The organism is Paenibacillus oryzisoli (assembly GCF_001653565.1).
Lineage (GTDB): Bacteria > Bacillota > Bacilli > Paenibacillales > NBRC-103111 > Paenibacillus_E > Paenibacillus_E oryzisoli.
The window spans coordinates 460,377-484,570 of the sequence record NZ_LYPB01000050.1 but is presented as its reverse complement, the minus strand read 5'-3'; the positions used below and the strand labels follow the sequence as shown (position 1 = coordinate 484,570).

The window sequence follows — 24,194 nt, the reverse complement described above, 5'->3', positions numbered from 1 at the left end:
GAAGACCCGCCGTAAGTCGAAAAAATCGACTTACAGCCCTCCGCGAGCCGCGAAGACCCGCCGTAAGTCGAAAAAATCGACATCCAGCCCCTCGCGGGCCGCAAAACCCCGCACCCTACTCAAAAGTAGGGTGCTTCGGTCTGAAGTCGCTCGGCGACTGGCCCGTCCAGCGGCGGAATTGCCGCGAGAAGTGACTGGCAGACTGAAAGCCAAGCTTGTCGGCAATATGATTCATCGACAGATGCGTCGTAACGAGCAATTCTTTGGCTTGTTTCAGCTTCATTTGGCTGACATATTGGCGCGGTGATAGGCCGTACACTTTGGAGAACAGCTTGCTGCACTGGCTGCGGCTCATGTTCAGCTCTTTGGCGATGCCTGCGACGGAGGCTTCCTCGCCGAGACCAAGCGATAGCTTCTCCTCGATCGCATGGGCGACGTCAGTTGAGAACAACGAGGCATCGCGGTTCGTTGCACTCATATGTTCACGCGTTGTCTTTGCGCCAGCGTTCTTCTGGGCGCGAAACAGTGCGAGCACGTCGTGGATGATAAGCAGCGTGTAGGACTGCAGCAGCAGCTTGTCCTCGAATAGCAGCTGCGGCAATTCAGCCTGCTTAGCATCTTGCTCTAACAGACGGTTGCGCGCGACAACCGCTTCTAATTCGCCTACGTAGCTGCGAAGCTTGCTTGTGGAGGCTTCTTTTTGACGGATCAGCTGGTAGGGTGTTGCTGCTAACAGACTGCGAATTTCCGTATCATCGAGATCGAAGTGGACATTGAAATAGCCATAATGAACAGCTGACCGGTTAGCGGATTGATGTCGGACACCAGACTTAATAAGCAGCCAGTCGCCTGCGAACATGGTAATCGGTTGGCGGTTAATTTCATGCAGAACTTCACCCTCCGAGCAGTACAACAGCTCAAATAAATGATGATGGTGCCTCGGGTAGGTCCACCCTGGGGGCTTCAGTCCAAAGTGGCAACCGACCACCTGCAGAGTCTGAATCATATTCGGAAAACGGTAAATATCCCTGTACAAATCCTCCACTCAGATTGCCTCCAGTTAGCGTTTAGTTGATGATATTACTTGCCTCCAGTTACTACATTTGCATTAATTTTAATTCTTCCATCATACCATCCATTGGCACATTTGGTATAGAACTTGCGCCATTTGGAGATTGAGTAGAAGGGCAAGAATCAGCGATGATAAGAGGAATAGAAAGACCACTTATACGCACATTCGGAGGGATCATCGTGGCTATTTTAACAGCAGGAAACAAGCAATTTCTATTAGATGGGGAGCCTATCCAACTTCTATCAGGAGCTATTCATTATTTCCGCGTAGTACCCCCCTATTGGGAGGACCGATTATTGAAGTTGAAAGCCTGCGGATTCAATACGGTGGAGACATATTTGCCATGGAATCTGCATGAACCGAAGGAAGGCGAATTCAATTTCAGCGGCCTTGCTGACGTGGAGGCATTTGTTGCATTGGCAGGAAACTTAGGTTTACATGTGATTGTACGGCCTAGTCCCTATATTTGTGCAGAGTGGGAGTTTGGTGGTTTGCCGGCGTGGCTGCTACAGTATCCCTCAATGAAATTACGTTGTATGGATGCGATGTATTTGCAAAAAGTAGACCGATACTACGATGAGTTAATTCCTCGCTTGAAGCCGTTGCTCAGTACGAATGGCGGGCCGATTCTAGCGGTGCAAATTGAGAATGAATACGGCAGTTACGGAAATGATACGGCTTATTTAACCTATTTGAGAGACGGCTTAATTAGTCGCGGTGTGGATGTACTGCTGTTTACTTCAGACGGTCCTGAAGATGGTATGCTCCAAGGTGGAACAGTACCCGGAACGCTGGCTACGGTTAATTTCGGCTCACAGCCGGAAGAAGCTTTCGAGAAGTTTCGTCAATATCGTGAGGATGAACCGCTTTTCTGCATGGAGTACTGGAACGGTTGGTTCGATCACTGGTTGAAACCGCATCACACGCGGGAGGCTGGCGATGTTGCCGATGTGTTCGATCGGATGCTGCGGGCCGGGGCCTCCGTTAATTTCTATATGTTCCACGGTGGAACGAATTTCGGATTCTATAACGGTGCCAACTACCAAGAGAAGTATGAAGCGACGATTACGAGTTACGATTACGATTCACCCTTGTCCGAGTGCGGTGATGTGACGGAGAAATATAGTGCTGTACGTAAAGTAATTGCCAATCATTTGGGAAAAACGGTGGAAGAACTCCCAGCACTGCCTGCGCCTATTCAGAAGAAGAGCTATGGGCAAATTGCTTTAACAGAAAAGGCTGATGTACTGGAATCTTTGCCTTATCTGACGAAGCCAATCCAACACGTCACACCCGTGTCGATGGAACATCTAGGACAAGATTATGGTTTCATCGTGTACTCGACTCAAGTGTCCGGGCCACGTGTGGGTGAAAAATTACACATGCAAGAAGTACATGATCGAGCACAAATCTTCTTGGATGGTGTATACCAAGGCACGGTGGAACGATGGGATCCTCGTCCACTCCAGATGGACATTCCTGCTGGTGGCGCGAAGCTTGATATTGTCGTGGAGAATATGGGGCGCATCAATTATGGCCCGCGTCTTCGCGATTGCAAAGGTATTACAGAAGGCGTGCGAATGAATAATCAGTTTCTTTTTGACTGGACGATTCATCCACTCCCACTAGACAATCTAGCGGCAGTTCCATTCGAGCGTGTGGGGGCGGTGACTAAGGCGGAGGTTAGGACAGACGTCGGAACAGACGTTACAACTAAAGCTTGCAGTGCAGAAGCTAGCTCAACTAGCAATTGCCTAGATCGGCCAACGCTCTATCGCGGGGAATTTGTTGTAGATGAAACAGGAGATACGTTCGTCAAGTTGGCAGGTTGGTCCAAGGGTGTCGTATGGATTAATGGCTTCAATCTTGGCCGTTTCTGGGAAAAAGGACCCCAAAACACGTTGTATCTGCCGGCTCCTCTCCTCCAAACAGGACGCAATGAGATCATCGTATTGGAACTGCATCACACAGAGAATGCTGTCATTGAACTGACAGATACGCCTGACTTGGGTTAATGTAGAGCCAACAGGCGATGCGCTTAGTATTCAATAAAAATTCCATATAAACCGCTCTGGCCATAGGCCGGGGCGGTTTTTTCTTACCTACGCCTAGCACGCCGGCAGCAAAGATGCAAAAGAGCATCCTTTTCAGCGGAATTCATTCCATTCGTCAGTAATAGATGCAAATAGGCATCTTTTTGGGGCGAAAATGGCTACGTAGAGCTTAAAATACGGAAAAGGATGTCTTTTCGCATCAATTCTGGCTGCAGCCGAGTATTTGATCGAAAAAGGTTGCACTTTTGCATTTCTCAGCTGTTGGAAGGCCGCTGATGGTTGCATAACCGAGAGGAGCAACTTCCGAATACTTGGCAGCGTGAATGCAGAGTGAATTCACTTGATAATTCCACAACTGTGGATAATCCCCCGATACTGGTAAATACTAACGGAAATGCAGTCGGGCGGAGGGTGCGAAATGGACATGGGGCAGGATTCTTACCCCATCTCTGAGGAGATGGAAGTGAATATACAGAAGTTATTCCAGTGCTTCCACTCGTCGGATGACGTGCGATCTAGAGCGTTCACTTTGCATGGTGTGAAGGGAAGCCTTCTGTACCTAACGACAATTACAGATTCTACGAGGTTGCAAAAAGAGATTTTAGGTCCTTTACTGCAAGCGGGGGAAGGGCGTCTTGAAGATATTCTTCCTATTTTGGATATCGGGGTTGTGAGCGATTTGAAATCCGCCGCCGCCGCTATGCTTCAAGGGAGTTGTGCAATTCTTCTAGAGCATAGATTGGATATCATTCTGGTGGATGCAAGTGCAAGGGTTGTACCTAGTGTTGGGGAGCCGCAAAATGAGCAGATCATCCGAGGCTCTCAAGTGGGGTTTGTGGACGATGTCGCCATCAACGCCCAATTGGTACACCAACGATTGAAGAATGTGAACTTAGTTGAACGGCACTTTACACTAGGATCTGAAAGCCCAACGCATGTAAAGCTGCTCTATATGTGTGATGTGGCAGATATGAACGTGGTTGACGATATTATCGCTAACCTGCTCGCTAACCAGGATACTTTTATTAAATCCCCTGGTCAAATCACAAACCGCTTAGAGAACAGTCATTTATCACCGTTTCCACAGTTGCTCTTTACGGAAAGGCCCGACAGTACGGTGTCGCATTTAATGGAGGGGCGTGTGGCTTTACTGGTGGATGGCAGCTCGTTCGCGACGATTCTGCCTGTGACGTTCTTTATGTTCTTTCAAGCGGCAGATGATTTCAATGTTCGCTGGTGGAATGGGACTTTCTTTCGGCTCCTTCGACTGCTCAGTGTCATGATAGGAATTGCACTTCCTTCCGTCTATATCGCGATTGTATCGAATCACTTCGATGTGTTGCCGATTGATTTGGTATTTTCATTGAAAGCTTCCTTGGAAAATATCCCATTCAATCCCTTCATGGAGGCTATCTTCATGACGACGGTATTGGAGCTCCTCAGGGAAGCGGCGATTCGATTACCGAAATCAATTGCATCAACGTTATCCATCGTTGGGGGACTTGTCATTGGGAGCGAAGTGGTCAACGCTAACCTCGTCTCCACGGCAATGATTGTTGTCATTTCATTGACAGCCGTAGCATCGTTCAGCATACCCTCGCATGAAATGCGCCTAGCGATTCGGCTCATTTCCTTACCCATTATGATAGCCTCCTCGTTACTAGGTTTTGTAGGTATTGCCTTCAGCTTTAGCTTGTTATTCATGCATTTAAGTAAGCTGGAAACGTTTGGTGTGCCCTATTTCTATCCGTTTATGCCATTCAAACCTAGGCGTATATTGACGACGCTTGTACAGTTGCCCAAACGGATCTTCGGCGGGAAAGCTTCGGATCGGAGGGCATCATGACACGCGTTCAATTATTTGCTTTCATCCTGCAGACGCAGATCGGCATTGCCGTACTTTCCTTTCCTTACGATTTGCATAAAGCCGCGGGCACGAATGGATGGATGTCCATTTTTATCGCGGGAGCAGGTGTGCAGCTTATTCTGACGGCTTACGTGCTGCTATGCCAAAGATTTCCGCGGCAAAATATCTATGAATTCCTCCCCCTCATCGTAGGAAAATGGCTGGGTCGCGCCATAACGGTGATCATCACGGCCCATTTTGCTTTCACGACGTGCCTGATTCTTTTGCTTGAGATGACGTTTGTTGAGCTATGGATCTTGCCTTTCTCTAATCCTTGGCTCATGATCGTTGCGAATTGTGTGGTTTGTCTATACCTTGCCAGGGAAAATATTCGAGTTATTGTGCGTTATCATGCCATGATTACCTTACTCGTTATTATTATGATGGCCATGCTGTTTACAAGCTACCGCTCGATGGATTACCGCTTTTTACTGCCAATAGGGCACATAGGCCTACATGAGATCTTGTTGGGGGTCAAAAGCTCGGTACTCTCATTCCTAGGTTTTGAAGTAATGCTTGTCCTGAATTCGGATATCGAAACGAGGGGTAAAAGCATGCTGACCCCTATTTTGTGGGCAAATGGATTGGCTACCGCTTTTTTTGTGATCGTAGTTTTCATCTGCTTTCTCAACTTCAGTCCAGAGTCGCTTGATTTCATCCCTCAGCCAGTGCCGTATTACTTGAATGGGATTTCGCTGCCCTTTCTGGAACGGTTGGATTTACTCTTTCTTTCTGTGTGGCTAGTCAAAGTGACGGCAACATTGATTAGTTACTTCTATAGCGCGGGAAAAGGATTAGGATATTTGTTTCATCATAATGAGCACAGGAAGGTCATGTATTATTTAGTTCCTCTGGTTTGTACGACAGGGTTATTTTGGAGATCAGAGAAGCGGGTTCAGTGGTTGTCACAGGTCTCGAATGTGGAAAGTTTCGTCATCCTTGGGATACCGATTGTACTCTTGCTTTTGGCATGGATGATGGGAAAAAGGGGGCAACTACAGGCATGAGGGGCCTAATGCTCGGATGCGTATTAGCACTGCTGTTGTCGGGCTGCAACTATCATAATGATCTTAAAAATCTCCAACTGATCTACGCAACGTCCGTTGATCTGAACGAGAAGAATGATGTCGTAACGACTGTAACCATTCAATCTCCTGGAGGAAAAGAGCGAACGGCGCCCGTTCATGAGGTGTTAAGTGCCACTGGCCCTACGTTGCAAGAATCACTATATAAAAAGATAGGCTTGCAAATTGCTGGTCCCATAGGGACTTCCAAGAATCAAGTTATGCTTATCGGAGATAAGCTGGCCAAGAAAGATATAGCAAATCTTCTCGACTCAACCTTCCGAAATGCCAACGATCCCATGCTGGCCAAAGTGGCGATTGTTCGTGGAAATGCGGGTGATTTGATTCGTCTTGATCGCATCGGATCTGCAACAGCAGGAGAATATCTAAGGAAGATAATTATGAGCGCTAGGTATGAAACCGTGATTCCCTCCATAACCTTGCACTCCCTTTATCCTATGTTACACGATCCGGGACGTGATCCCGTCATCCCATTGCTTAGGAAAGAGTCGGATAAAGCCGTCGTGGATGGTTTGGCTTTATTGCATGTACGTAAATTTACAGGATATTCGTTAACGCCTGAACAATCTACACTGTGCCTGTTAATGTATGGGGTTAAAGCTGACCTCTGTGTCATTACACGGAACATAGACCCAGAATCACCTCATCGTGAGCCCTCCGATTATTTGTCGCTTAATATTTCGAATCTACACCGTGATAAGAAGGTTTGGATAAATGAAGATGGGCAAGTGCAGGTGAAGCTGGATTTGCGTATGAAAGGCTCTGTCGTTGAATTTGCCCATGAGGGTTTAGGGGAGAAGGAGCAGATCGCCCAATTGAGTCAACGATTTTCTGAAATACTCACGGAAGAAGCGAAAGAGATTTGCACATTGACACAGCGAGCGAATTCAGATGCGCTGGGCATTGCGCGGGATGTCATGGCCTTTTATCCAAATGAGTGGAAAAAGCTGAACTGGGAGACGGCGTATCCGAAGGTGAATTTTCAAGTTTCTTTGAAAGTAGATATCATATCTCACGGGATTATTAATTAGCGTGTAGAAAGCGAGGCTAGATCTTAGGTATCCGAAAATATACCAGGTACCTTATAAGTACCTACTTCCAGTGGTCCAGATAAATCGTTATACTTATGGAGTTACGTTAAGTAAGTAATTCACTTTATTTTAGGAGGTAACAAGGATGTCGAATGAGCAACTGAAAATTGGTATTATTCTTGGAAGTACCCGTCAAGGTCGTGTTAGCCCACAAGTTGGTGAATACATTAAGCAAATTGCTGATGAGCGTGGAGATGCCGCTTACGAAATCGTAGATATTGCCGAATATAAACTGCCTTTCTTAGGCGAAGGTACAGGGGAAGAACCTGGTCTTGCATCGTGGAATACAAAGCTTGAAAGCTTGGACGGATTTGTATTTATCGTTCAAGAATACAACCACAGTATTACTGGAGCTTTGAAAAATGCACTTGACTCGGCACGTGAAGCTTGGAACAACAAAGCGGCTGGAATCGTGAGCTATGGTTCTACAGGCGGTGCTCGTGCAGCTGAACATCTGCGTGGCATTCTAGGTGAACTATTGGTAGCAGACGTTCGTGTGCATCCAACATTCTCCTTGTTTACTGATTTCGAGAACTTCTCTGTATTCAAGCCAGCTGATCTACACAAAGATAACGTGAATGCGATGCTAGATCAAGTGAAAGCTTGGAGCGGCGCGTTGAAAACGTTGAGATAAATATGGGTATACGAACACTCCACAGGGATGAGCTGTGGGGTGTTTTTTGTTGTCTATCCCTATGTACATAACCTTAGATTGAGATTATCATGTGCATAATAAGGTTGTACAGGAAGGTGATGGCGAGTGTCTTCTCCGCAAAGTATAGCGGCAGCAACGCTTGATTATATAGAAGAGCGATGGTTTAAGATGGCTGGAGTCCAGCATATTCAAGAGAGTGATGGCAACTGGCTGATGGAGCGTCAACAACTCGAATCCTACTTGCTCATTGTGATTGCAGAGGGGCAAGGGCAGTTGATCGTTGATTCGGCAAGCAGCCTAGTGACCTCAGAAGAAGTATGGATATGCAGACCAGGACAATGGATGGAAGCGAATATTTACGCTTTTAATAAGACAGGCTTCTATGTGATTACCTTTGATATAGGCATGGCAACACATTTGTCGAAGGAAGGCTCCGCTGAGCAGACTGCGGATTTTCCAGTGATCGGATCGGCTTCTCTATCTGCCTCCGAGGTTATGCCATTATGCCAGGTGATCTGCCAACATTGGTTCGGTGAGAATAAGCTGCAACGCTTGCGGAGTCAGGGCGCTTTCCATGAGCTGTTGTGCTGTGTTCTTCAGAAACAGGTCCCCCTACAGTTGAATAGCTTGACGGCCATGATCGAGAAAGCGAAAGGCTACATCGATGAACATTGCCGGGAAAACATTTCATTTGAAAAATTGGCCCAAGAGGCAGGGATTAGCTCCCGTCATTTCAGGAGATTGTTCAAAAACTTATATGGAAAAAGCGCGGTAGATTACTTGACGGAATTGCGGATGAATCATGCGCGAGAGCTGATGAGGAGGCCTGATGTTCCGTTGTGGGAAGTGGCACAGCATGTCGGTTATCATGATGAAAGTCACTTTCGGCGTGCATTTAAAAGTCACATTGGTATTTCCCCAGCGCTATATGTGAAAAATCACCAGTTGAAGATTGCCGCGTACAGCTGGCCTAATATTGGGATGTTGTTACCGCTCCAAGTCATTCCATTCGCAGCACCGATCGATCATTATTGGACGGACTATTATCGTAGCAAATACGGCTTCGACGTTAAAGTGCGCTTGCGGCATGACTATGATTTCAATCGGAAATCGCTTCTGGTTTCCTGTCCAGATCGTATTATCGCTATTGATGAATTCTTGCCAGCCAGGGAACAAGAGATGCTCGGGCATATTGCTCCAGTGTTGTTCATCCCGTGGAAGTCGAAGGATTGGCGCGAGCATTTGCTGATGGTAGCAGCGTTTCTTGAGAAAAGGCAGGAAGCCGAAACATGGCTGTCCAATTATGACGATAATCAAGTGTTAATTAGTGAGCAAGTTAGAAGGCTCGTTCAACGCGAAAAGCTGCTTGTTATTATGATTGATAGGAAGAATATGTATCGGTGGGGAAAAGGGTATGAAGGCACAGTGATGTTTCATCAGCTGCCGCTTTCACCTGCTCGTCATCTGGATTCTCTCGACGCCAGTTACGAATTGATTGACCCCCAACAAGCGGCTGCATTTGACGCGGATCGCATCCTGATGCTGATTTCGGAGGATGGGGCATCGCAGGGGACGTTACAAACCGTGAATAGCTCAGAGGAATGGCAGAACATGAGAGCCTACAAAGAAAAACGTGTGTCTCTCATACAGATGGGTCCTTGGTATGAATATTCCGCCTACAATCATGATCTCATTCAGAAGCAAGTGATTCACCTATTGGGATCGATACGCACGTAGAACGTAGAGGATGTCCGAAATCTACTTTTTCACGTCCGAATTTTTCATTTACGACGGAGCCTAGGATGCTTTATACTTCTCTTATTGATGATAATGAGAATCGTTATCATATATGTATATAAAAATTTGGAGGAGTAATTCGTTATGTGGCTAAGAAATAAGAATAGTTTGGTTTTATCGGTCATCTTATCCATTGCCCTTGTGTTGTCAGCATGTGGCAATCCATCGGAGAAGTCGAGTGGTTCGGTTCCAGTACCTTCCCCGCAACAGACAGCAACAAAGGAACCCGTAACTCGCATATATAAGGATGATACTGGGAAAGAAGTTGAAATTCCTACGCATCCTCGAAAAGTCGTAGCTAGTTATTATGTTGGCCATCTCTTAAGCTTGGGGGTTAAGCCAGTTGGGACTGCCAGTCAATTTTTCCTTGATTCCAGTTATTTGAAAGATAAGTTGGCAGGCATCGAACCAATCGGTGATAACGGCAGTTATAACATTGAGAAAATTCTATCTCTTGCGCCAGATCTCATCATTGTCAATGAATTTGTGAAGCCGGAAGAAGTCGAGAAATTATCTAAGGTCGCCCCGACGGTGACGATTAAATATGCTGGTAATGATATGTTCGTGCATCTGAACAAATTGGCTGATATTCTCGGTAAATCCGCCGAAGCCAAGCAATGGGTGGATCAATACCAAGCAAAAGCGGCCAAAATTAAAAGTCAGCTCACGGCAAATGGTAAGCAAGCAGAGACAGCTACCGTATTGCAATTTATGAATAAGCAGGTATTTGCCTATTTCGAGAATATCTCAATTACGATTTATCAAACACTGGGCTTTAAGGTTCCTCAGAAGGTGAAGGATATGAACCCGGATAACAAAACCGGATTCGCCAAGGTATCGATGGAAGTAGTGCCTGATTATGCAGCGGATCGCATGTTTGTCATTAAGCCGTATGATACGTTAACCGACGCGCTCTATAAAGATGTGCTGGAAAGCACGTTATGGAAATCATTGCCTGCGGCTCTGAATAAACATGTATACATTTTAGATAACAAATGGAACGGAAATGACCCGATTAGCATGGACGCACAACTGGATGATATTGTGAAGCTATTGTTAAATTGATGATCTACGTACCGAGCTGTTCAATACTTATTGAACAGTTTTTGTGCTTTTCGGTGATGACGCAGCTCACATGGTGCGCAAAGAAAAGAGGGGAATGTAGACGATGAAAGTTCAAGAAGTATCTGTCGTAGAGATAAAGAGAAGAAATAGAGGCATTCGTATATTTGTTGTATTAGGAATTTTCATTGTTATTGCTTTTGTCATCTCCATGAACACGGGATATATACGGCTCATGCCAATGGAGTTGTTGCAAACTTTATTGGGGCAGGGGACGGACAAACAAAGTCTGATCCTATTTGATTTTCGCTTGCCGCGCATTGTCATCTCTTTGTTGATTGGGGCGGGGCTTGCCGTGTCTGGCTGCGTCATGCAGGGGATCTCTCGTAATGCGTTAGCGGACCCTGGTATTCTTGGCATTAACGCTGGAGCTGGCTTGATGGTGATGTTGTTCATCTCGTTCTACCCGACAACTGCGGCAGCCCCTGTCTTTCTTTTACCAGTATTGGCGCTGGTCGGTGCAGGGGGAGCGGCGGTCCTCATTGGCGCCTTGTCTTACAGTGCTCGTGATGGCATCGTGCCCACTCGATTGCTTCTTAATGGGATTGCCATTGCGGCTGGTATTAGCGCAGCAACGATTGTACTTACCTTAAGGATGGATCCGGAAAAATTCCAATTCGTAGCTACTTGGCAGGCAGGCAGTATTTGGGCGACGAATTGGAAATTTGTGCTGTCTCTATTGCCATGGCTTGTTGTGCTGCTCCCCTATGTGTTCTACAAAGCAAGGGTGATGGACGTGCTTAATCTAGGTGAGCATACAGCAAAGGCACTCGGTACAGAAGTTTCGAAGGAGCAGCTCAAATTGCTTGCTGCGGCAGTTGGGTTAGCAGCTTCTTGCGTAGCTGTTAGCGGAGGAATCGGCTTTGTTGGGCTAATCGGACCGCATCTGGCTCGTAGACTTGTCGGTCCTAAGCATCAGTGGCTTTTGCCAGGATCCGCGCTCGTGGGTTCGCTGCTAGTCATTACGGCAGATACAATTGGGCGCTGGATTCTACAGCCGTCCGAAATCCCAACGGGTATTGTTATAGCTGTCATAGGAGGGCCTTATTTCCTTTATTTGCTTACGCGGAACAGAAGATAAGCCCTGATGGAGGGGCTGTAAGAAGCGTTTAAGGAATTACGCAAGCGATCCCAATAATCTTATATTTTTTACCATTGGTAAATTCTTGCCTGAACGGGTTTATCGTGCGAGAATAGGTGTTGGACAAACCAAACTTATTCAGACACAAGAGGAGTTCATTCACGTCATGTTGCATTTGAGTTGGGAAATGATGATTTTCGTTATCGTCGGCGGGTTTGTGGCAGCCTATGTCGATTCGGTTGTGGGGGGAGGCGGGCTTATTTCAGTGCCAGTCTTACTTGCAACAGGAATGCCGCCAGCGTTGGCGTTAGGTACGAATAAATTAGCAGGGACGATGTCATCGCTGACAAGCATGATTTCATTTATGCGGACAGGGAATGTTGATCTCAAAGCGGTGCGTGGATTGTTCGTGCTGTCCTTGGCTGGGGCGGTGTGCGGGGTATTCGTGCTGCGGCAGATTCCTTCCGATTTCCTGAAACCACTGGTCGTGGTGATGCTGATTCTAATTACAATTTACACGATATTCCGTAAAAATTGGGGAGACATCTCGACCTTCAGTCAGTATTCGGCGAGGACGGCTTTCTTGATGGGCTGCGCCGCGTTCCTGCTGGGCTTCTATGACGGGTTCTTTGGGCCAGGGACGGGGTCCTTTCTCATTTTCGCGTTTCTAATGGTCGGTTTCAATTTCGTTAAGGCAGCAGGCAATGCCAAAATTCTCAATTTCGGCAGCAACATCGCAAGTTTAATTACATTCATGGCGCTGGGGTCCATTAATTATTGGATCGGCATCCCGATGGGACTAGCGATGGTGTGCGGCGCATTACTGGGCTCTCGAATGGCGATTCGAAAGGGATCGGCGTATGTGCGGCCGCTTTTTATCACCGTATGTGTGTTGTTGGTGAGTAAGCAGATTTGGAGTTTGATTTAGGAAAGCAGGTTTCTCTCAAGCACCGTAAGCACTGTAAGTCCTTCGATACCCTCACAAAAACTGCAAAAGTGCAGCTTTTGTGGGGGTTTTCTTGTGGACTATGGAGAGGGAGGCTAACGGTTACATATTTACTGCTTCCCTGTGCATCTACCCACTGACCCATTTCACAGGAATCTCGACCCGCTGCGGTGTGTACTTCCCGCCAAATTGCTCAAGCAATAACTCAACGGCAGATCGCGCCATGCATTCTTCATCCTGCAAAATATGAGGCAGATTAGGAATTTCAGGATCATCGAAGGATACCAGATGAGTAGTCGCGTTCAGTCCTTCTTCCTGATTCAGCGCTCGGTAAGTCAGTCTAGCCATCTCAGCGGTCAAAGCGAAGACGGCTGTTATTTGTGGATGGTGATGCAGGAAATTAACGAGGTGAGCATAGGTATCGCCGGTTCTTAGAATTTCGATAGGAACATGGCACCACAAGCTTTTATCAATAGGAATATTGCCATCAATAAAGGCCTTCTCGAAGCCAAGCGTACGATCCTCAATTGTCGTATTCGTATTAGCTGGTGAGATGAGGGCAATTTGGTGATGCCCAGTCTGCAAGAGTCTGGACACGGTCTCATAAGCGCCGCCCCAATTATCAGAAATAATGCGATACGTGTCTATATTGCGTAGAAAACGATCGATGAAGACAAAGGGGAACTTATCTAATGACAGGCGCAGCAAGGATTCATTATAACTTTCATCTTCCGTCGGGAATACAATGATCCCGCGCATGCCAGGGGAACCCGTTAATTCCTGAACGGAGCGCGATTCTTCAAGGGAAGACTCCCGTGTGATATGAAGGATAAGTTGATACCCAGCGGCTTTGATATAGAATTCGATGTAATCGACAAGCTTTTGAATAACCATAGTTTTCATTGTAGGAATAATGAGTCCGATGTAGCCGCTGGACGTTGGTGCAGGTGTTGGTGCGTTTTTCTGAACAGCCAATGACGGGGTGGAGGAAACGAAAGTCCCTTTCCCTTGAATACGATTAACGAGCCCTTCGTCGACTAGTGCAGCTAAAGCATTTTTGACTGTGATTTTACTAACCTTATATTCATCCATGAATTCTTGTTCTGAAGGTACACGATCTTTCGGACGAAGCTCACCTGATTGAATTCTGTCTTTAATTGATTGATAAATTTGCTTATAGAGAGGGATTTTATGCAATTCGCATCACCTGATTCATGTATTTGATATTTGTATTGTAACGAGAAATGACGAAAAAAGGAATATATTTAATATAATAAATTATAATTTTATTACCAATTGATTATATTATTATAGATTTACTTGTCATATAATTCAATTATTAAAACGCTTTCAAATCCATTTCCATAGGGGGATACCTTACATGAAGAAGAAATTTCAAATGTCATCGGCCATCATACTAGCATCCGTGGTATTACTGTCTGCTTGCTCGAGTACGACTAGCAAAAATGATGGCGCTTCCAATGGCGCCAAACCAGTTACATTAAGTTTCTGGACCTTTAACGAGCTGCATCAGAAATTCTTCGAAAGCATGGCAACGTCATGGAATAAAGCTCATCCGGATCAGCAAGTTCAAATTGAGGCTACAACGTTCCCTTATGATGATAATCACAATAAACTGTTGGTCGCCCTTCAGTCTGGAACTGGTGGACCGGATATGGCTGATATCGAGATCAGTAAGATCGGGAACTACCTAAAAGGTGACGTACAATTGGCGGCTTTGAATGATATCGTAGAACCAGAAAAAGCGAACCTTGTCATGTCCCGTTTGGACAATTATGCGAAGGACGGCAAATATTACGGGATTGATTATCATGTCGGCGCACAAGTGATTTACTACAATAAAGAAATTCTCGATAAAGCAGGCGTAAACGCCGACGATATTAAGACTTGGGATGATTACGAAAAGGCAGGCAAACAGGTTCTTGAGAAAACGGGCAAACCAATGGCGACCGTAGAAACGACGGATCAGTGGTCCTACTGGCCAATGGTTGTGCAGCATGGTTCGGACTTCTTGGATAAGAGCGGGAATGTAACACTAGGGGATCAAGCAAATACAGATGTACTCACCTACTTACAGAAGCTTGTTAAAGAAAAAGTAGCCGTGGCTGCTCCTGGGGGGTTCCACCATGCTGAAGAGTATTACGGCTTTATGAACAAAGGTGGCGCAGCTTCCGTCTGGATGCCAATGTGGTACATGGGGCGGTTCACGGATTACATGCCGGATTTGAAAGGCAAAATTATCATTAAACCGATGCCGGTATTCAAACAAGGCGAAATGAGATCTTCCGGTATGGGGGGAACGGGTACCGTCATCACGAAGCAGTCCAAAAATCAAGATATAGCAAAGAAATTCCTTTCCTATGCGAAGCTTTCTAAAGAAGGCAATATCCAAATCTGGTCTCAGCTTGGCTTTGATCCAATTCGTTCTGACGTTTGGTCTGATCCAGCACTTAAAGCTGACAATAAATTTACTTCCTACTTCGGTAAAAATTTATGGGATGTATTAATCAGTGTGAAGAGTGAAATTGCACCAACGAATGTCAAAGAAAGAACACCGGCGGTGTCGGATTATATCAAGACCAAAGCGATGTTCCAAGCACTTAATGATATGAAGGATCCTAAACAAGTTCTTTCTGATGCGGTTAAAAATATTAAGTAATGGAACGCCAAGCGTTCCGCTGCAGGCTATACCCGAGGGGGAACATCTCTCGGGTTAAGCTTTCAGTGCTTGAAGAAAGGAGTGACGATCGAACAGTATGAATAAATTTCTTTATTCTTCTCGGGTTGCCCCATACGTGTTCGTTTTACCTTTTATCTTATCGTTTCTAATTTTCTTTGCTTATCCGGTCATCACAACAATTACCATGAGCTTTCAAGAAGTATTGCCAGGGCAGACACATTATATTGGTCTTGCTAATTATAAGAATTTATGGAGTGAGACTTTCTTTGCCGCGCTCAAAAATAGCAGTAGGTATACGTTCTGGACGCTGCTTGTACTCATTCCACTTCCACTGGTTCTTGCTGTTTTCTTAAATTCGAAGCTAACGAAGGCAAGCGCATTCTTCCGTTCTGCCTTGTTTATTCCATCTCTCACTTCTGTTGTTGTTGCTGGAACCATCTTTAGGCTTGTTTTCGGAAGCTTGGATGATTCAGTTATGAATGCATTCCGTCATCTCTTAGGAATGCCGACGATTAACTGGTTGGCGAATTCGGCCACAGGGATGTTAGTTATGGTTATATTGGCGACATGGCGCTTTACAGGTGTTAATATCATCTACTTCCTATCTGCGTTGCAAAGTATTCCGCATGAAGTATACGAATCAGCAGAGATTGATGGAGCGAATGCTTGGCAGCGGTTCTGGCGCATTACGTTACCTTTGTTGAAGCCAGTTTCGATTTATGTCATTACCATTTCTATTTACGGTGGTTATTCGATGTTTACTGAAAGCTACATTCTTTGGAATGGCAACCGTTCACCGAATGATATTGGTCTAACGATGATAGGTCTTCTCTATCGCGAAGGGATCGAGAAAAATAATCTAGGCTTTGGTTCAGCCATTGGGATTACCCTGCTTGCGATCACGATGGTGATCAATGTGATTCAATTGAGATTCTTCGGCTTATTCAGGAAGGAGGATTAAGTATGCTTACCCAACAACGGAAAAGACCTATTCCTGCCTTTCTGCTTTTGATGCTTTTTCTAGTCTTAGCAGCCCTTGCGCTGTTCCCGTTCTATAGTCTTGCATTAGCTTCGCTTAAGCCTTCGAAGGAGATGCTGCGATATGGGCTAAATGTGAAGCTGCAACCGGAACTGCTGTCCATGCATAATTATACATTCCTATTTTCGGCTTCAGCGAAGAAATATTTGCTTTGGTATAAGAACAGTGTTCTTATCTCACTCGTGTATACAGTTCTCTGTCTGTTGCTGTCCTCGATGGTTGGCTATGGACTTGCCATGTACCGTTTCGCGGGGAGAAATATTATTTTTGTCTTCGTACTGCTGGTTATGATGGTTCCGGTTGAGATTATTATGCTTCCCTTGTATAAACAAATGATTTCTTTTCATTTGATTGATACTTATAGCGGTGTGATACTCCCATTCGTTGTCGCACCGCTGCCGATTTTCTTCTTTCGGCAATATGCCGAGGGGCTGCCCAAGGATTTTCTAGATGCAGGGCGCATCGACGGCTGCTCGGAGTATGGTATTTTCTTTAAAATTATGGTCCCGCTAATGACGCCCGCTTTCGGTGCTATGGCCATCTTGCAAGCATTGGCGAGCTGGAATAGCTTCGTATGGCCGTTAATTGTTCTTAAAACAGGAGAGAAACTGACGCTGCCCATCGGACTAGCAAGTCTAATAACGCCTTACGGAAATAACTACGACATTCTCATTGCCGGTTCTGTATTGGCCATTGTTCCTATTCTAATTGTATTTATTTTCTTCCAACGCTTCTTTGTATCAGGTCTCACCGTTGGTGGCGTGAAAGGGTAGCTGCATGGGAAACGTGGGGCAGCTATAGGGATGAAAGAGCAAGACAGCAACATCTGAGGCACTTAGACGGATGAAATAAAGGAGAATAACAACGATGGAGAAATTGGAGACTAGCTATATTAAACCACTCTTGGAGCAGCGTGCTGATCCCTGGATATATAAACATACTGACGGATATTATTATTTCACGGCTTCCGTGCCGGAATACGATCGTATTGAACTTAGACGCGCACTTACAATCGAAGGTTTGAAGGAAGCTAAGGCCGTAATCGTATGGCGTAAACCAGCGGAAGGTCCCTTAAGCGCGAATATTTGGGCACCTGAGATCCATTTCGTAGGGGGCAGCTGGTATATCTATTTTGCAGCAGCAAGAACGACTGAAACCAACGAAGGTTTATTCGATCATCGGATGTATGTGTTAACGACAGATGAAGCCAACCCACTCGAAGGCAGCTGGCAGGTGGAAGGACAGCTGCGAACGGCGTGGGAAAGCTTTGCCTTAGATGCGACGTCATTCGAGCATAAGGGTACACGTTATCTCGTTTGGGCACAGAAGGACCCCGCAATCGTAGGCAATTCGAATTTATATATTTCAGCCATGAGCAATCCATGGACGCTGTGTGGTAAGCAAGTCATGATTGCGACACCACAGTTTGCTTGGGAAACTATCGGATTTAAGGTAAATGAAGGAGCGGCTGTGTTGATCAGAAACGGTCGAGTCTTTATCAGCTTCTCGGCAAGCGCCACAGATTTCAATTATTGCATGGGGTTATTGACGGCTCAAGAGGATGCGGACTTATTAGATCCGGGGTCATGGGTGAAAACAACAAGCCCTGTGCTTACAACCAACGAAAGGATCGGTCTTTTTGGACCTGGTCATAATAGCTTCACGGTCTCGGAGGACGGGACCCAAGACATTCTCGTTTTCCATGCTAGAAATTATAAAGAAATTGTTGGGGATCCGTTGTATGATCCGAACAGACATACGTTTGTACGTGTACTGAAATATAACGGCGATGGCAGCCCGGATTTTGTGGGATCCATTGCGAATTAACCGATGGTTATGATACAATTTTGGCAGAGTGTAAGTTGAAGGAGGTGAAGGTAGGATGAATCGAGAGTTCGTAAACAACCGTGTGAGCCAGTTACCCATTGCGATGGCTGGCATCGTTCATGCAGAAGTCAAAGACGCGAGAGGTCTGTCCACTTATGCGCATACGATTTACCAACTCACGAGAAGACGCCTACCTTAACCCTCTACGGAATCAATCATCCGAAAGGTCGTAGGAATTTTCCTGCGGCCTTTTTGTGTTAGCTGCGAACAGGTCGGGGTCGTCTTCACAACCTAGGAGGATCCTTTATTATGTTAATTGTTAATGGTCAAAATATAAAGAAATACCACGGTGCCCAACTCGTTCTGGAGGATGTTACATTTGAAATCCATCAAGGGGAACGTATCGGACTTGTCGGACGCAATGGGAGCGGGAAATCAACGTTATTGCGCCTTATTGCTAGAATGGAAAAGTGGGATGAAGGGCAACTGACGGTGCGAAAGGATACAGGGATCGGGTACTTGGCCCAAATCCCAAGCGCTTGGGAACGTTTCACGGTGTATGATGTGCTGGCTGCGAGTTTGGAAGAGCTGCTCGCGTGCCGAGCGACGATGCGTCAGCTTGAAGGTGAAATGTCGAGCCCTGTGGTGATGAATGATGAGAAACAGATGGATCAGCTGTTGAATCGATACGCGCAGTTGCAAGAGCGCTTCGAGCGCGAAGGCGGATATGAGCTGGATGCACGCATTGATCAAGTAGCGAATGGGCTGCGCATTGCGAAGGGGTTTTATGCGCGAAGCTTCGCTTCTTTGTCGGGGGGAGAGAAGACGAAGATTACGTTGGCGTCGCAGTTAATCGGCAAACCGGACCTCTTACTGTTGGATGAGCCGACGAATCATCTGGACTTGGCAGGCGTGGAGTGGTTGGAGGAGTACCTCAAGCATTATGACGGCGCTTGTATCATTGTTTCTCATGATCGTTATTTTCTGGATCTGGTAGTTACGAAAATCGTGGAATTGGAAGATGGCGAGTCGACAACGTATCACGGTTCCTACTCAAGTTATGTGAAGGAGAAAGAAGTACGTCTACTTCAGCAGTTCGCAGATTACCAAGAGCAGCAGAAGGTGATCCGCAAGATGAAAGAGACGATCAAGCAGCTGCTCGAGTGGGGGCGGATAGGCGGTAATGAGAAGTTTTTCCGCCGGGCGTTCTCCATGCAGAGGGCGCTGGATCGCATGGAGAAGCTCAAGCGTCCTGTACTCGATCCGAAGGCGGTTGATTTCGATTTGAAGCCGGAGGATCGTTCTGGGCGCAGCGTATTGCGCTTCGAGCAGGTGTCGAAACGATTCGGCGACAAAGTGCTGCTTCACCAAGCGGAAGGTGCACTCGAATACGGCGAGAAGGTCATGCTCGTCGGGCATAACGGCTCTGGGAAAACGACGCTGCTGAAGATGCTGCTCGGTGAAGTGCAGCCCGATGGCGGCGATCTCAAGCTTGGTGCTCGTGTCGACATCGGCTATCTGGCGCAGCAAGCGTACCCAGCCGATAATAAGAAGTCCGTTCTCGCGTATTTCTGCGAGGAAGCGAAGCTGGAAGAGGGCGAAGCGCGGGGGCGGCTGGCTTCCTATTTATTCTATGGCGCGGATGTGTTCAAAGCGGTGAGCTCTTTATCCGGCGGTGAGTGGACGCGACTACGGCTAGCGCTGCTTGTCCTGCGTAAGCCCAACCTGCTCATTCTGGATGAGCCGACGAATCATATGGACATCGCCTCCCGCGAAGCGCTGGAAGATGCCTTGGAAGAATTCCCCGGCACGGTGCTGGCCGTGACGCATGATCGGTATTTTATCAATCGGCTGGCACGTAAAATATGGGAGTTGGATCAGGGGAAGATCACCGTTTATTTGGGTGATTATGATGCTTATAAGAAGAAAAGCGGAGAACTGCGTGTTTTAAAGGAGCCGAGAGTGGAAGAGCAGCGACCCATTCAGGTGAAAACGAAAACCGAGGGGACGAATCGGAACAAGGGAGTAATAACGCAGGGGAAAGCAGCGCTGGAGAAGACGATCGCGGGTGTAGAGGGGCAATTGGTTGTAATGGATAGCCAACTGGAGAAGGAAAGCGAAGCGTTGACAGCGGAGGAGCTAGCGCAATTGTGGGAGAAGCGAGAAGAGGTACAGCGGCAATTGGACGTTCTTTATGAACAGTGGATGCGGGCGGAGGAATGACCCGGGATAAGAGCTAGTCACAATAAGGGGCTGTCCCACCGCTGCATTACATGTATTATATATGGGTCAATAACGAAAGAGGCGTTTCAATAAGTCTACTTAGACTTTTGAGATAGCCTCTTATTCTACATGATTCGTCACAGTTGCCACGGTAGCTTCAATAAATTTGTGACCTTTTGTCACTTAAATGAATTATCTGGTCCATCTATAATAGGGTTAGCGAAATGAGAAAGAAGACACATTGATCAAGCAGGCCGATTGGGTATGAATAACGATATAGTAAAGTGGGGGATACGCTAGTCATGAACTCAATTATGATTGTTGATGATGCTGGTTTTATGAGATTGATGTTAAAAGATATGCTAATATCAGCTGGGTTTGTCGTTGTAGCGGAGGCAGCAAACGGAGCAGACGCAGTAAAATACTATAAAATGCTCATGCCTGATTTAGTCATCATGGATATTACAATGCCCGAAATGGATGGGATTACGGCTCTTATTGAAATTAAGAGGATCAACCCCAAGGCACAAGTTATTATGTGTTCAGCCATGGGGCAACAAAGGATGGTACTTGAGGCTATTAAGTCCGGGGCCAAGGATTTTCTCGTGAAGCCTTTGCAGGGAGAAAGAGTGATTGAGGCCATTCATAATCTCATGAACGTATGAGGCTCTATTCAGATGTTGGCCCTCAATAATGTAATAGCTTCATAACGGCTAGATACGTTCAGTTTTTCATAGATGATGGTCAGGTAATTCTTGATTGTTCCTTCGCTAATATGCAGTTCATCGGCGATCTCACGAATGGATAATCGGTTTCCTAACAGAAGCAGAATATCTTGTTCACGTGTGGTAAACAGATTATTGGCCGTGATGGAAGCTGGCAATGTAGAGATATCACGAGGCGCATTTCGTGTATTCATCAGATAGCGCGACAGCTTGGCCGCGACTTCTGCAGGTAAAATATACTGACCATTAAGTGTACTCCGTATCGTTTCGATTAATTGTGAGAATTGCAGTCCTTTAAGCAAATAGCCGTTCGCCCCGTGTGCCAACCCATCGATAATATAAGACTCTTCATTATAAGTTGTGAGAATAAGGATGGGCATCTCCGGATACCGTTCTTTCAGTTTCTTTGTACATGCAATCCCATCCATGCCAGGCATCCTCACATCCATCAGAACAAGATCAGGTTGAATGTTTTCGAGCTGAGCTAGTGCATCTATACCGCTAGTAGCGATACCTATAACTTCCATGTCCGGTTGAGCCTGAATGACAATTTTGAGAGCATTGCCTATCAATACTTCGTCATCGGTGATAAACACTTTGAAGGTCTTCAATGTTAGTAATCCTCCGGTCGGGAGTGTATGATGTTGTACAACAGTTTAGAACAATCATACCATGGATATTTTGGATTATCATCGTAAACTCCCAAATTGAATTAGAAGGTGATCGTTATCTACCGCTATGGTCTCATCCTATTCATCCTTACGATTACTATATTAGCTGGGGGATCGACCGTAACTGCGGAATCCGAGAACAATGTTCTTGTTCGGCATGGAGCGGTGGATATATCATCCGTTAATTACCCAATAGAGGCAATCTCGCTTGAAGGGGAGTGGGCTTTTTATAAGAATCAATTGCTAACCCCCGAACAAATCACTAGTCATGCAGAGGAACCTGATTATATACAGATCCCTCAGTCTTGGGACAAACAGCGGATAAATGAACAATTGTTGACTGAGGTGAAAGTAGGTACTTATCGGTTGCAGCTCAAACTGTCCAAGTATGAAATTGGTCAACAGAAGGCTTTATTTTTAAGCGATATTGCCAGTGCGTACACAGTATGGGTGGATGGGCACATGCTTGGTGGTGTTGGGGTCGTTGGAGAAATGATGACAGAGGAAGTACCGCAATCGCGGGCGAAACTGATTTTCTTTGAGCCGAAGAGTACGGAAGTGGAAGTAGTCATTCAAGCTTCCAATTATAGGTTTAGAAGTGAAGGGGCAATCAAGGAGATTAAGTTTGGAGATGGGGATCATCTTCTGGCCTACATGGTGAAGAAGAAACTGATGGCGGCACTAACTATTGGCGGATTACTCGTCATTGGGCTGTATCATTTAATTATCTATGGGATTCGCAGAAGCGATCGCTCTACCTTGTTTGTCGGTTTGTTAGCCATAGATATCGGAGTGCGGGGCTGGATTAGAGACACGTATTTGGTGGATATCCTAGCTCCTTTCATGAGTTGGGAGACGATTGTTAAGCTCGATTATTTGACAGGGCATATTGCATATATGTTCTTAGTTATGCTGATGAATCGGATGTTTCCTCAAGAAATGAATCGAAGAGTAGCCGTCTTATCCCATGTACTTACCTCTGTCTTCAGCATGTATATCCTCCTCATGCCTGCGAGCGTATATACGAAGACCCTTCCGATTCAATTCGGCATTATGTTACTGATTTCGATGTATACGATTGGTTATGTATGCATCTGCGCCGTCAAGCGCAGAAGAGAAGGCGCACTCATTAATATGATTGGCTACATCATCATCGTTATCTCCTGTGTCAATGATGTGATGTTGTTTCAACGCATGATTGTATCAGCCGAGATTCTATACGATGCGATCTTTATATTTGTTCTCTTGCAGGCGATTATTATCTCTTACCGCTACTCGCGATTGTTTAATCATAACGCTGCTTTATCTTCAGACCTACAGCTCTTGAATCAGACTTTGGAGCTGAAAGTAGAGGATAGAACAGCAGATCTACATCGCAAGAATAAGGAATTGGCTCAGATGCACCACAGCAGGACGGAGATGTTGGCGAATATCTCTCATGATATGGGCTCACCGTTAATCGGCATTCAGATGAACATGCAATTAATGAAGGATGGACTTGTGCATGCAGCAGATCAACCGGAGTTTGTTCAATCCCTCTTGGATAAAGCTGCTTACGTCAAGCGGTTAAACGATGATTTGTTTGAATTGTCCTTGCTGGAGTCAGGACAACTACAATTTCAATTCAAGAGATATCAACTACGCAGTTATATGGAGGACCTGATTCCCAGGATGAAAGCAGACCTCGCTAGTCAACATATCACCTTGCGGATCGGCAGTTTAGAAACGTTGCTGGAGAAGAATGAAGCGTGGATCGATGCTGATGCCAAGCGAATAAAGCAGGTGCTGAACAACTACGTGGGGAATGCGGTCAAATTTAGTCGAAGCTTGAACTCCACCATTGTCATTAACTGCAGGATAGTTCCTACGAATGATAAGGGGGATGCCGTGCCTTATGAAGTTGTCATAGAAGTGAAGGATCAAGGACCGGGCATTGAAGAAGAAGAATTATCTCATGTGTTCGAACGCTTCTATCGGAAGATAGAGGGGAACGCCAGTGGCAGTGGGCTGGGATTAGCCATTGTTAAGGAGATCGTGGAGCGGCATCAGGGTCGTGTTGGTGTTGTTAGTAAATTAGGTGAGGGAAGTACATTCTTATTCACGCTTCCGGTATATAGGATGGAGTAACTTCGGATTCTTTCGATTCTTCACACAACCCACTTGGTTCCGCCACTGTTCCGACATGGAGTCCGTATCCTA

General features: G+C 46.0%; 20 protein-coding genes. 17 read left to right on the top strand and 3 right to left on the bottom strand.

Features of this window, described 5'->3' with window-relative positions; all coding sequences use genetic code 11:
- Window positions 1-115: 115 nt before the first annotated feature.
- Window positions 116-1,045, bottom strand: a complete 930-nt coding sequence (locus A8708_RS10120) for an AraC family transcriptional regulator (RefSeq protein WP_239696622.1) — start codon at window positions 1,043-1,045, stop codon at window positions 116-118.
- Window positions 1,046-1,251: 206 nt separating this feature from the next.
- On the opposite strand from A8708_RS10120, the gene A8708_RS10115 reads away from it, so the two are divergent.
- From A8708_RS10115 to A8708_RS10075, 9 genes are all read left to right on the top strand, one after another.
- Window positions 1,252-3,087, top strand: a complete 1,836-nt coding sequence (locus tag A8708_RS10115; RefSeq protein WP_420848541.1) for a glycoside hydrolase family 35 protein — start codon at window positions 1,252-1,254, stop codon at window positions 3,085-3,087.
- 457 nt (window positions 3,088-3,544) lie between these two features.
- Complete coding sequence (locus A8708_RS10110) at window positions 3,545-4,972, top strand: spore germination protein (RefSeq protein ID WP_068663349.1); 1,428 nt, start codon at window positions 3,545-3,547, stop codon at window positions 4,970-4,972.
- Window positions 4,969-6,039: a GerAB/ArcD/ProY family transporter gene (locus A8708_RS10105; RefSeq protein ID WP_068663348.1), complete on the top strand. Its 1,071-nt coding sequence runs from the start codon at window positions 4,969-4,971 to the stop codon at window positions 6,037-6,039. Before A8708_RS10110 ends, A8708_RS10105 begins: the two co-directional genes overlap by 4 nt.
- Complete coding sequence (locus tag A8708_RS10100; protein WP_082927403.1) at window positions 6,003-7,148, top strand: Ger(x)C family spore germination protein; 1,146 nt, start codon at window positions 6,003-6,005, stop codon at window positions 7,146-7,148. Before A8708_RS10105 ends, A8708_RS10100 begins: the two co-directional genes overlap by 37 nt.
- A gap of 145 nt (window positions 7,149-7,293) precedes the next feature.
- Window positions 7,294-7,842, top strand: coding sequence for an NADPH-dependent FMN reductase (locus tag A8708_RS10095; RefSeq protein WP_068663346.1), 549 nt, complete (start codon window positions 7,294-7,296; stop codon window positions 7,840-7,842).
- 126 nt (window positions 7,843-7,968) lie between these two features.
- A complete protein-coding gene (locus A8708_RS10090) occupies window positions 7,969-9,600 on the top strand; it encodes a helix-turn-helix domain-containing protein (protein WP_068663345.1) in 1,632 nt (543 codons plus the stop codon).
- Window positions 9,601-9,744: 144 nt separating this feature from the next.
- The gene (locus A8708_RS10085) at window positions 9,745-10,725 is read left to right on the top strand and encodes an ABC transporter substrate-binding protein (RefSeq protein ID WP_068663344.1); all 981 of its coding nucleotides are present in this window, start codon (window positions 9,745-9,747) and stop codon (window positions 10,723-10,725) included.
- A 103-nt stretch (window positions 10,726-10,828) separates the two neighbouring features.
- Window positions 10,829-11,863: a FecCD family ABC transporter permease gene (locus A8708_RS10080; protein ID WP_068663343.1), complete on the top strand. Its 1,035-nt coding sequence runs from the start codon at window positions 10,829-10,831 to the stop codon at window positions 11,861-11,863.
- Window positions 11,864-12,029: 166 nt separating this feature from the next.
- The gene (locus tag A8708_RS10075) at window positions 12,030-12,791 is read left to right on the top strand and encodes a TSUP family transporter (protein ID WP_068663342.1); all 762 of its coding nucleotides are present in this window, start codon (window positions 12,030-12,032) and stop codon (window positions 12,789-12,791) included.
- A 147-nt stretch (window positions 12,792-12,938) separates the two neighbouring features.
- On the opposite strand, the gene A8708_RS10070 is transcribed toward A8708_RS10075, so the two are convergent.
- Window positions 12,939-14,006 carry a GntR family transcriptional regulator gene (locus A8708_RS10070; protein WP_068663341.1) on the bottom strand — a complete coding sequence of 356 codons (1,068 nt, stop codon included), beginning with the start codon at window positions 14,004-14,006 and terminating at the stop codon, window positions 12,939-12,941.
- Between the two features lie 184 nt (window positions 14,007-14,190).
- Between A8708_RS10070 and A8708_RS10065 the strand changes: the two genes are divergently transcribed.
- From A8708_RS10065 to A8708_RS10040, 7 genes are all read left to right on the top strand, one after another.
- On the top strand, window positions 14,191-15,489 hold the full coding sequence (locus A8708_RS10065; protein ID WP_068663340.1) for an ABC transporter substrate-binding protein: 1,299 nt from the start codon (window positions 14,191-14,193) through the stop codon (window positions 15,487-15,489).
- A gap of 97 nt (window positions 15,490-15,586) precedes the next feature.
- Window positions 15,587-16,471 (top strand): carbohydrate ABC transporter permease, encoded by an 885-nt coding sequence (locus A8708_RS10060; protein ID WP_068663339.1) that lies wholly within the window; start codon window positions 15,587-15,589, stop codon window positions 16,469-16,471.
- Between the two features lie 2 nt (window positions 16,472-16,473).
- Window positions 16,474-17,322: a carbohydrate ABC transporter permease gene (locus tag A8708_RS10055; RefSeq protein ID WP_068663338.1), complete on the top strand. Its 849-nt coding sequence runs from the start codon at window positions 16,474-16,476 to the stop codon at window positions 17,320-17,322.
- A gap of 94 nt (window positions 17,323-17,416) precedes the next feature.
- Entirely contained in the window at window positions 17,417-18,376 is a 960-nt protein-coding gene (locus tag A8708_RS10050; protein ID WP_068663337.1) for a glycoside hydrolase family 43 protein, read from the top strand.
- Window positions 18,377-18,431: 55 nt separating this feature from the next.
- Window positions 18,432-18,575: a hypothetical protein gene (locus A8708_RS35825; protein WP_167355874.1), complete on the top strand. Its 144-nt coding sequence runs from the start codon at window positions 18,432-18,434 to the stop codon at window positions 18,573-18,575.
- A gap of 110 nt (window positions 18,576-18,685) precedes the next feature.
- The gene (locus A8708_RS10045; protein WP_068663336.1) at window positions 18,686-20,599 is read left to right on the top strand and encodes an ABC-F family ATP-binding cassette domain-containing protein; all 1,914 of its coding nucleotides are present in this window, start codon (window positions 18,686-18,688) and stop codon (window positions 20,597-20,599) included.
- A gap of 302 nt (window positions 20,600-20,901) precedes the next feature.
- Window positions 20,902-21,264 (top strand): response regulator, encoded by a 363-nt coding sequence (locus A8708_RS10040; protein WP_068663335.1) that lies wholly within the window; start codon window positions 20,902-20,904, stop codon window positions 21,262-21,264.
- Between the two features lie 8 nt (window positions 21,265-21,272).
- Here A8708_RS10040 and A8708_RS10035 read toward each other — a convergent pair whose 3' ends face one another.
- Entirely contained in the window at window positions 21,273-21,935 is a 663-nt protein-coding gene (locus tag A8708_RS10035) for a response regulator transcription factor (protein WP_068663334.1), read from the bottom strand.
- A gap of 108 nt (window positions 21,936-22,043) precedes the next feature.
- Between A8708_RS10035 and A8708_RS10030 the strand changes: the two genes are divergently transcribed.
- Window positions 22,044-24,122: a sensor histidine kinase gene (locus A8708_RS10030; protein WP_068663333.1), complete on the top strand. Its 2,079-nt coding sequence runs from the start codon at window positions 22,044-22,046 to the stop codon at window positions 24,120-24,122.
- The last annotated feature ends 72 nt before the right edge of the window (window positions 24,123-24,194 follow it).

What these genes read in the sequence shown, in the direction of transcription:
- A8708_RS10110 (WP_068663349.1), top strand. Translation starts at nt 3,545, where the DNA reads ATGGACATGGGGCAGGATTCTTACCCCATCTCTGAGGAGATGGAAGTG.
- A8708_RS10105 (WP_068663348.1), top strand. Translation starts at nt 4,969, where the DNA reads ATGACACGCGTTCAATTATTTGCTTTCATCCTGCAGACGCAGATCGGC.
- A8708_RS10100 (WP_082927403.1), top strand. Translation starts at nt 6,003, where the DNA reads ATGGATGATGGGAAAAAGGGGGCAACTACAGGCATGAGGGGCCTAATG.
- A8708_RS10095 (WP_068663346.1), top strand. Translation starts at nt 7,294, where the DNA reads ATGTCGAATGAGCAACTGAAAATTGGTATTATTCTTGGAAGTACCCGT.
- A8708_RS10085 (WP_068663344.1), top strand. Translation starts at nt 9,745, where the DNA reads ATGTGGCTAAGAAATAAGAATAGTTTGGTTTTATCGGTCATCTTATCC.
- A8708_RS10080 (WP_068663343.1), top strand. Translation starts at nt 10,829, where the DNA reads ATGAAAGTTCAAGAAGTATCTGTCGTAGAGATAAAGAGAAGAAATAGA.
- A8708_RS10075 (WP_068663342.1), top strand. Translation starts at nt 12,030, where the DNA reads ATGTTGCATTTGAGTTGGGAAATGATGATTTTCGTTATCGTCGGCGGG.
- A8708_RS10065 (WP_068663340.1), top strand. Translation starts at nt 14,191, where the DNA reads ATGAAGAAGAAATTTCAAATGTCATCGGCCATCATACTAGCATCCGTG.
- A8708_RS10060 (WP_068663339.1), top strand. Translation starts at nt 15,587, where the DNA reads ATGAATAAATTTCTTTATTCTTCTCGGGTTGCCCCATACGTGTTCGTT.
- A8708_RS10055 (WP_068663338.1), top strand. Translation starts at nt 16,474, where the DNA reads ATGCTTACCCAACAACGGAAAAGACCTATTCCTGCCTTTCTGCTTTTG.
- A8708_RS10050 (WP_068663337.1), top strand. Translation starts at nt 17,417, where the DNA reads ATGGAGAAATTGGAGACTAGCTATATTAAACCACTCTTGGAGCAGCGT.
- A8708_RS35825 (WP_167355874.1), top strand. Translation starts at nt 18,432, where the DNA reads ATGAATCGAGAGTTCGTAAACAACCGTGTGAGCCAGTTACCCATTGCG.
- A8708_RS10045 (WP_068663336.1), top strand. Translation starts at nt 18,686, where the DNA reads ATGTTAATTGTTAATGGTCAAAATATAAAGAAATACCACGGTGCCCAA.
- A8708_RS10040 (WP_068663335.1), top strand. Translation starts at nt 20,902, where the DNA reads ATGAACTCAATTATGATTGTTGATGATGCTGGTTTTATGAGATTGATG.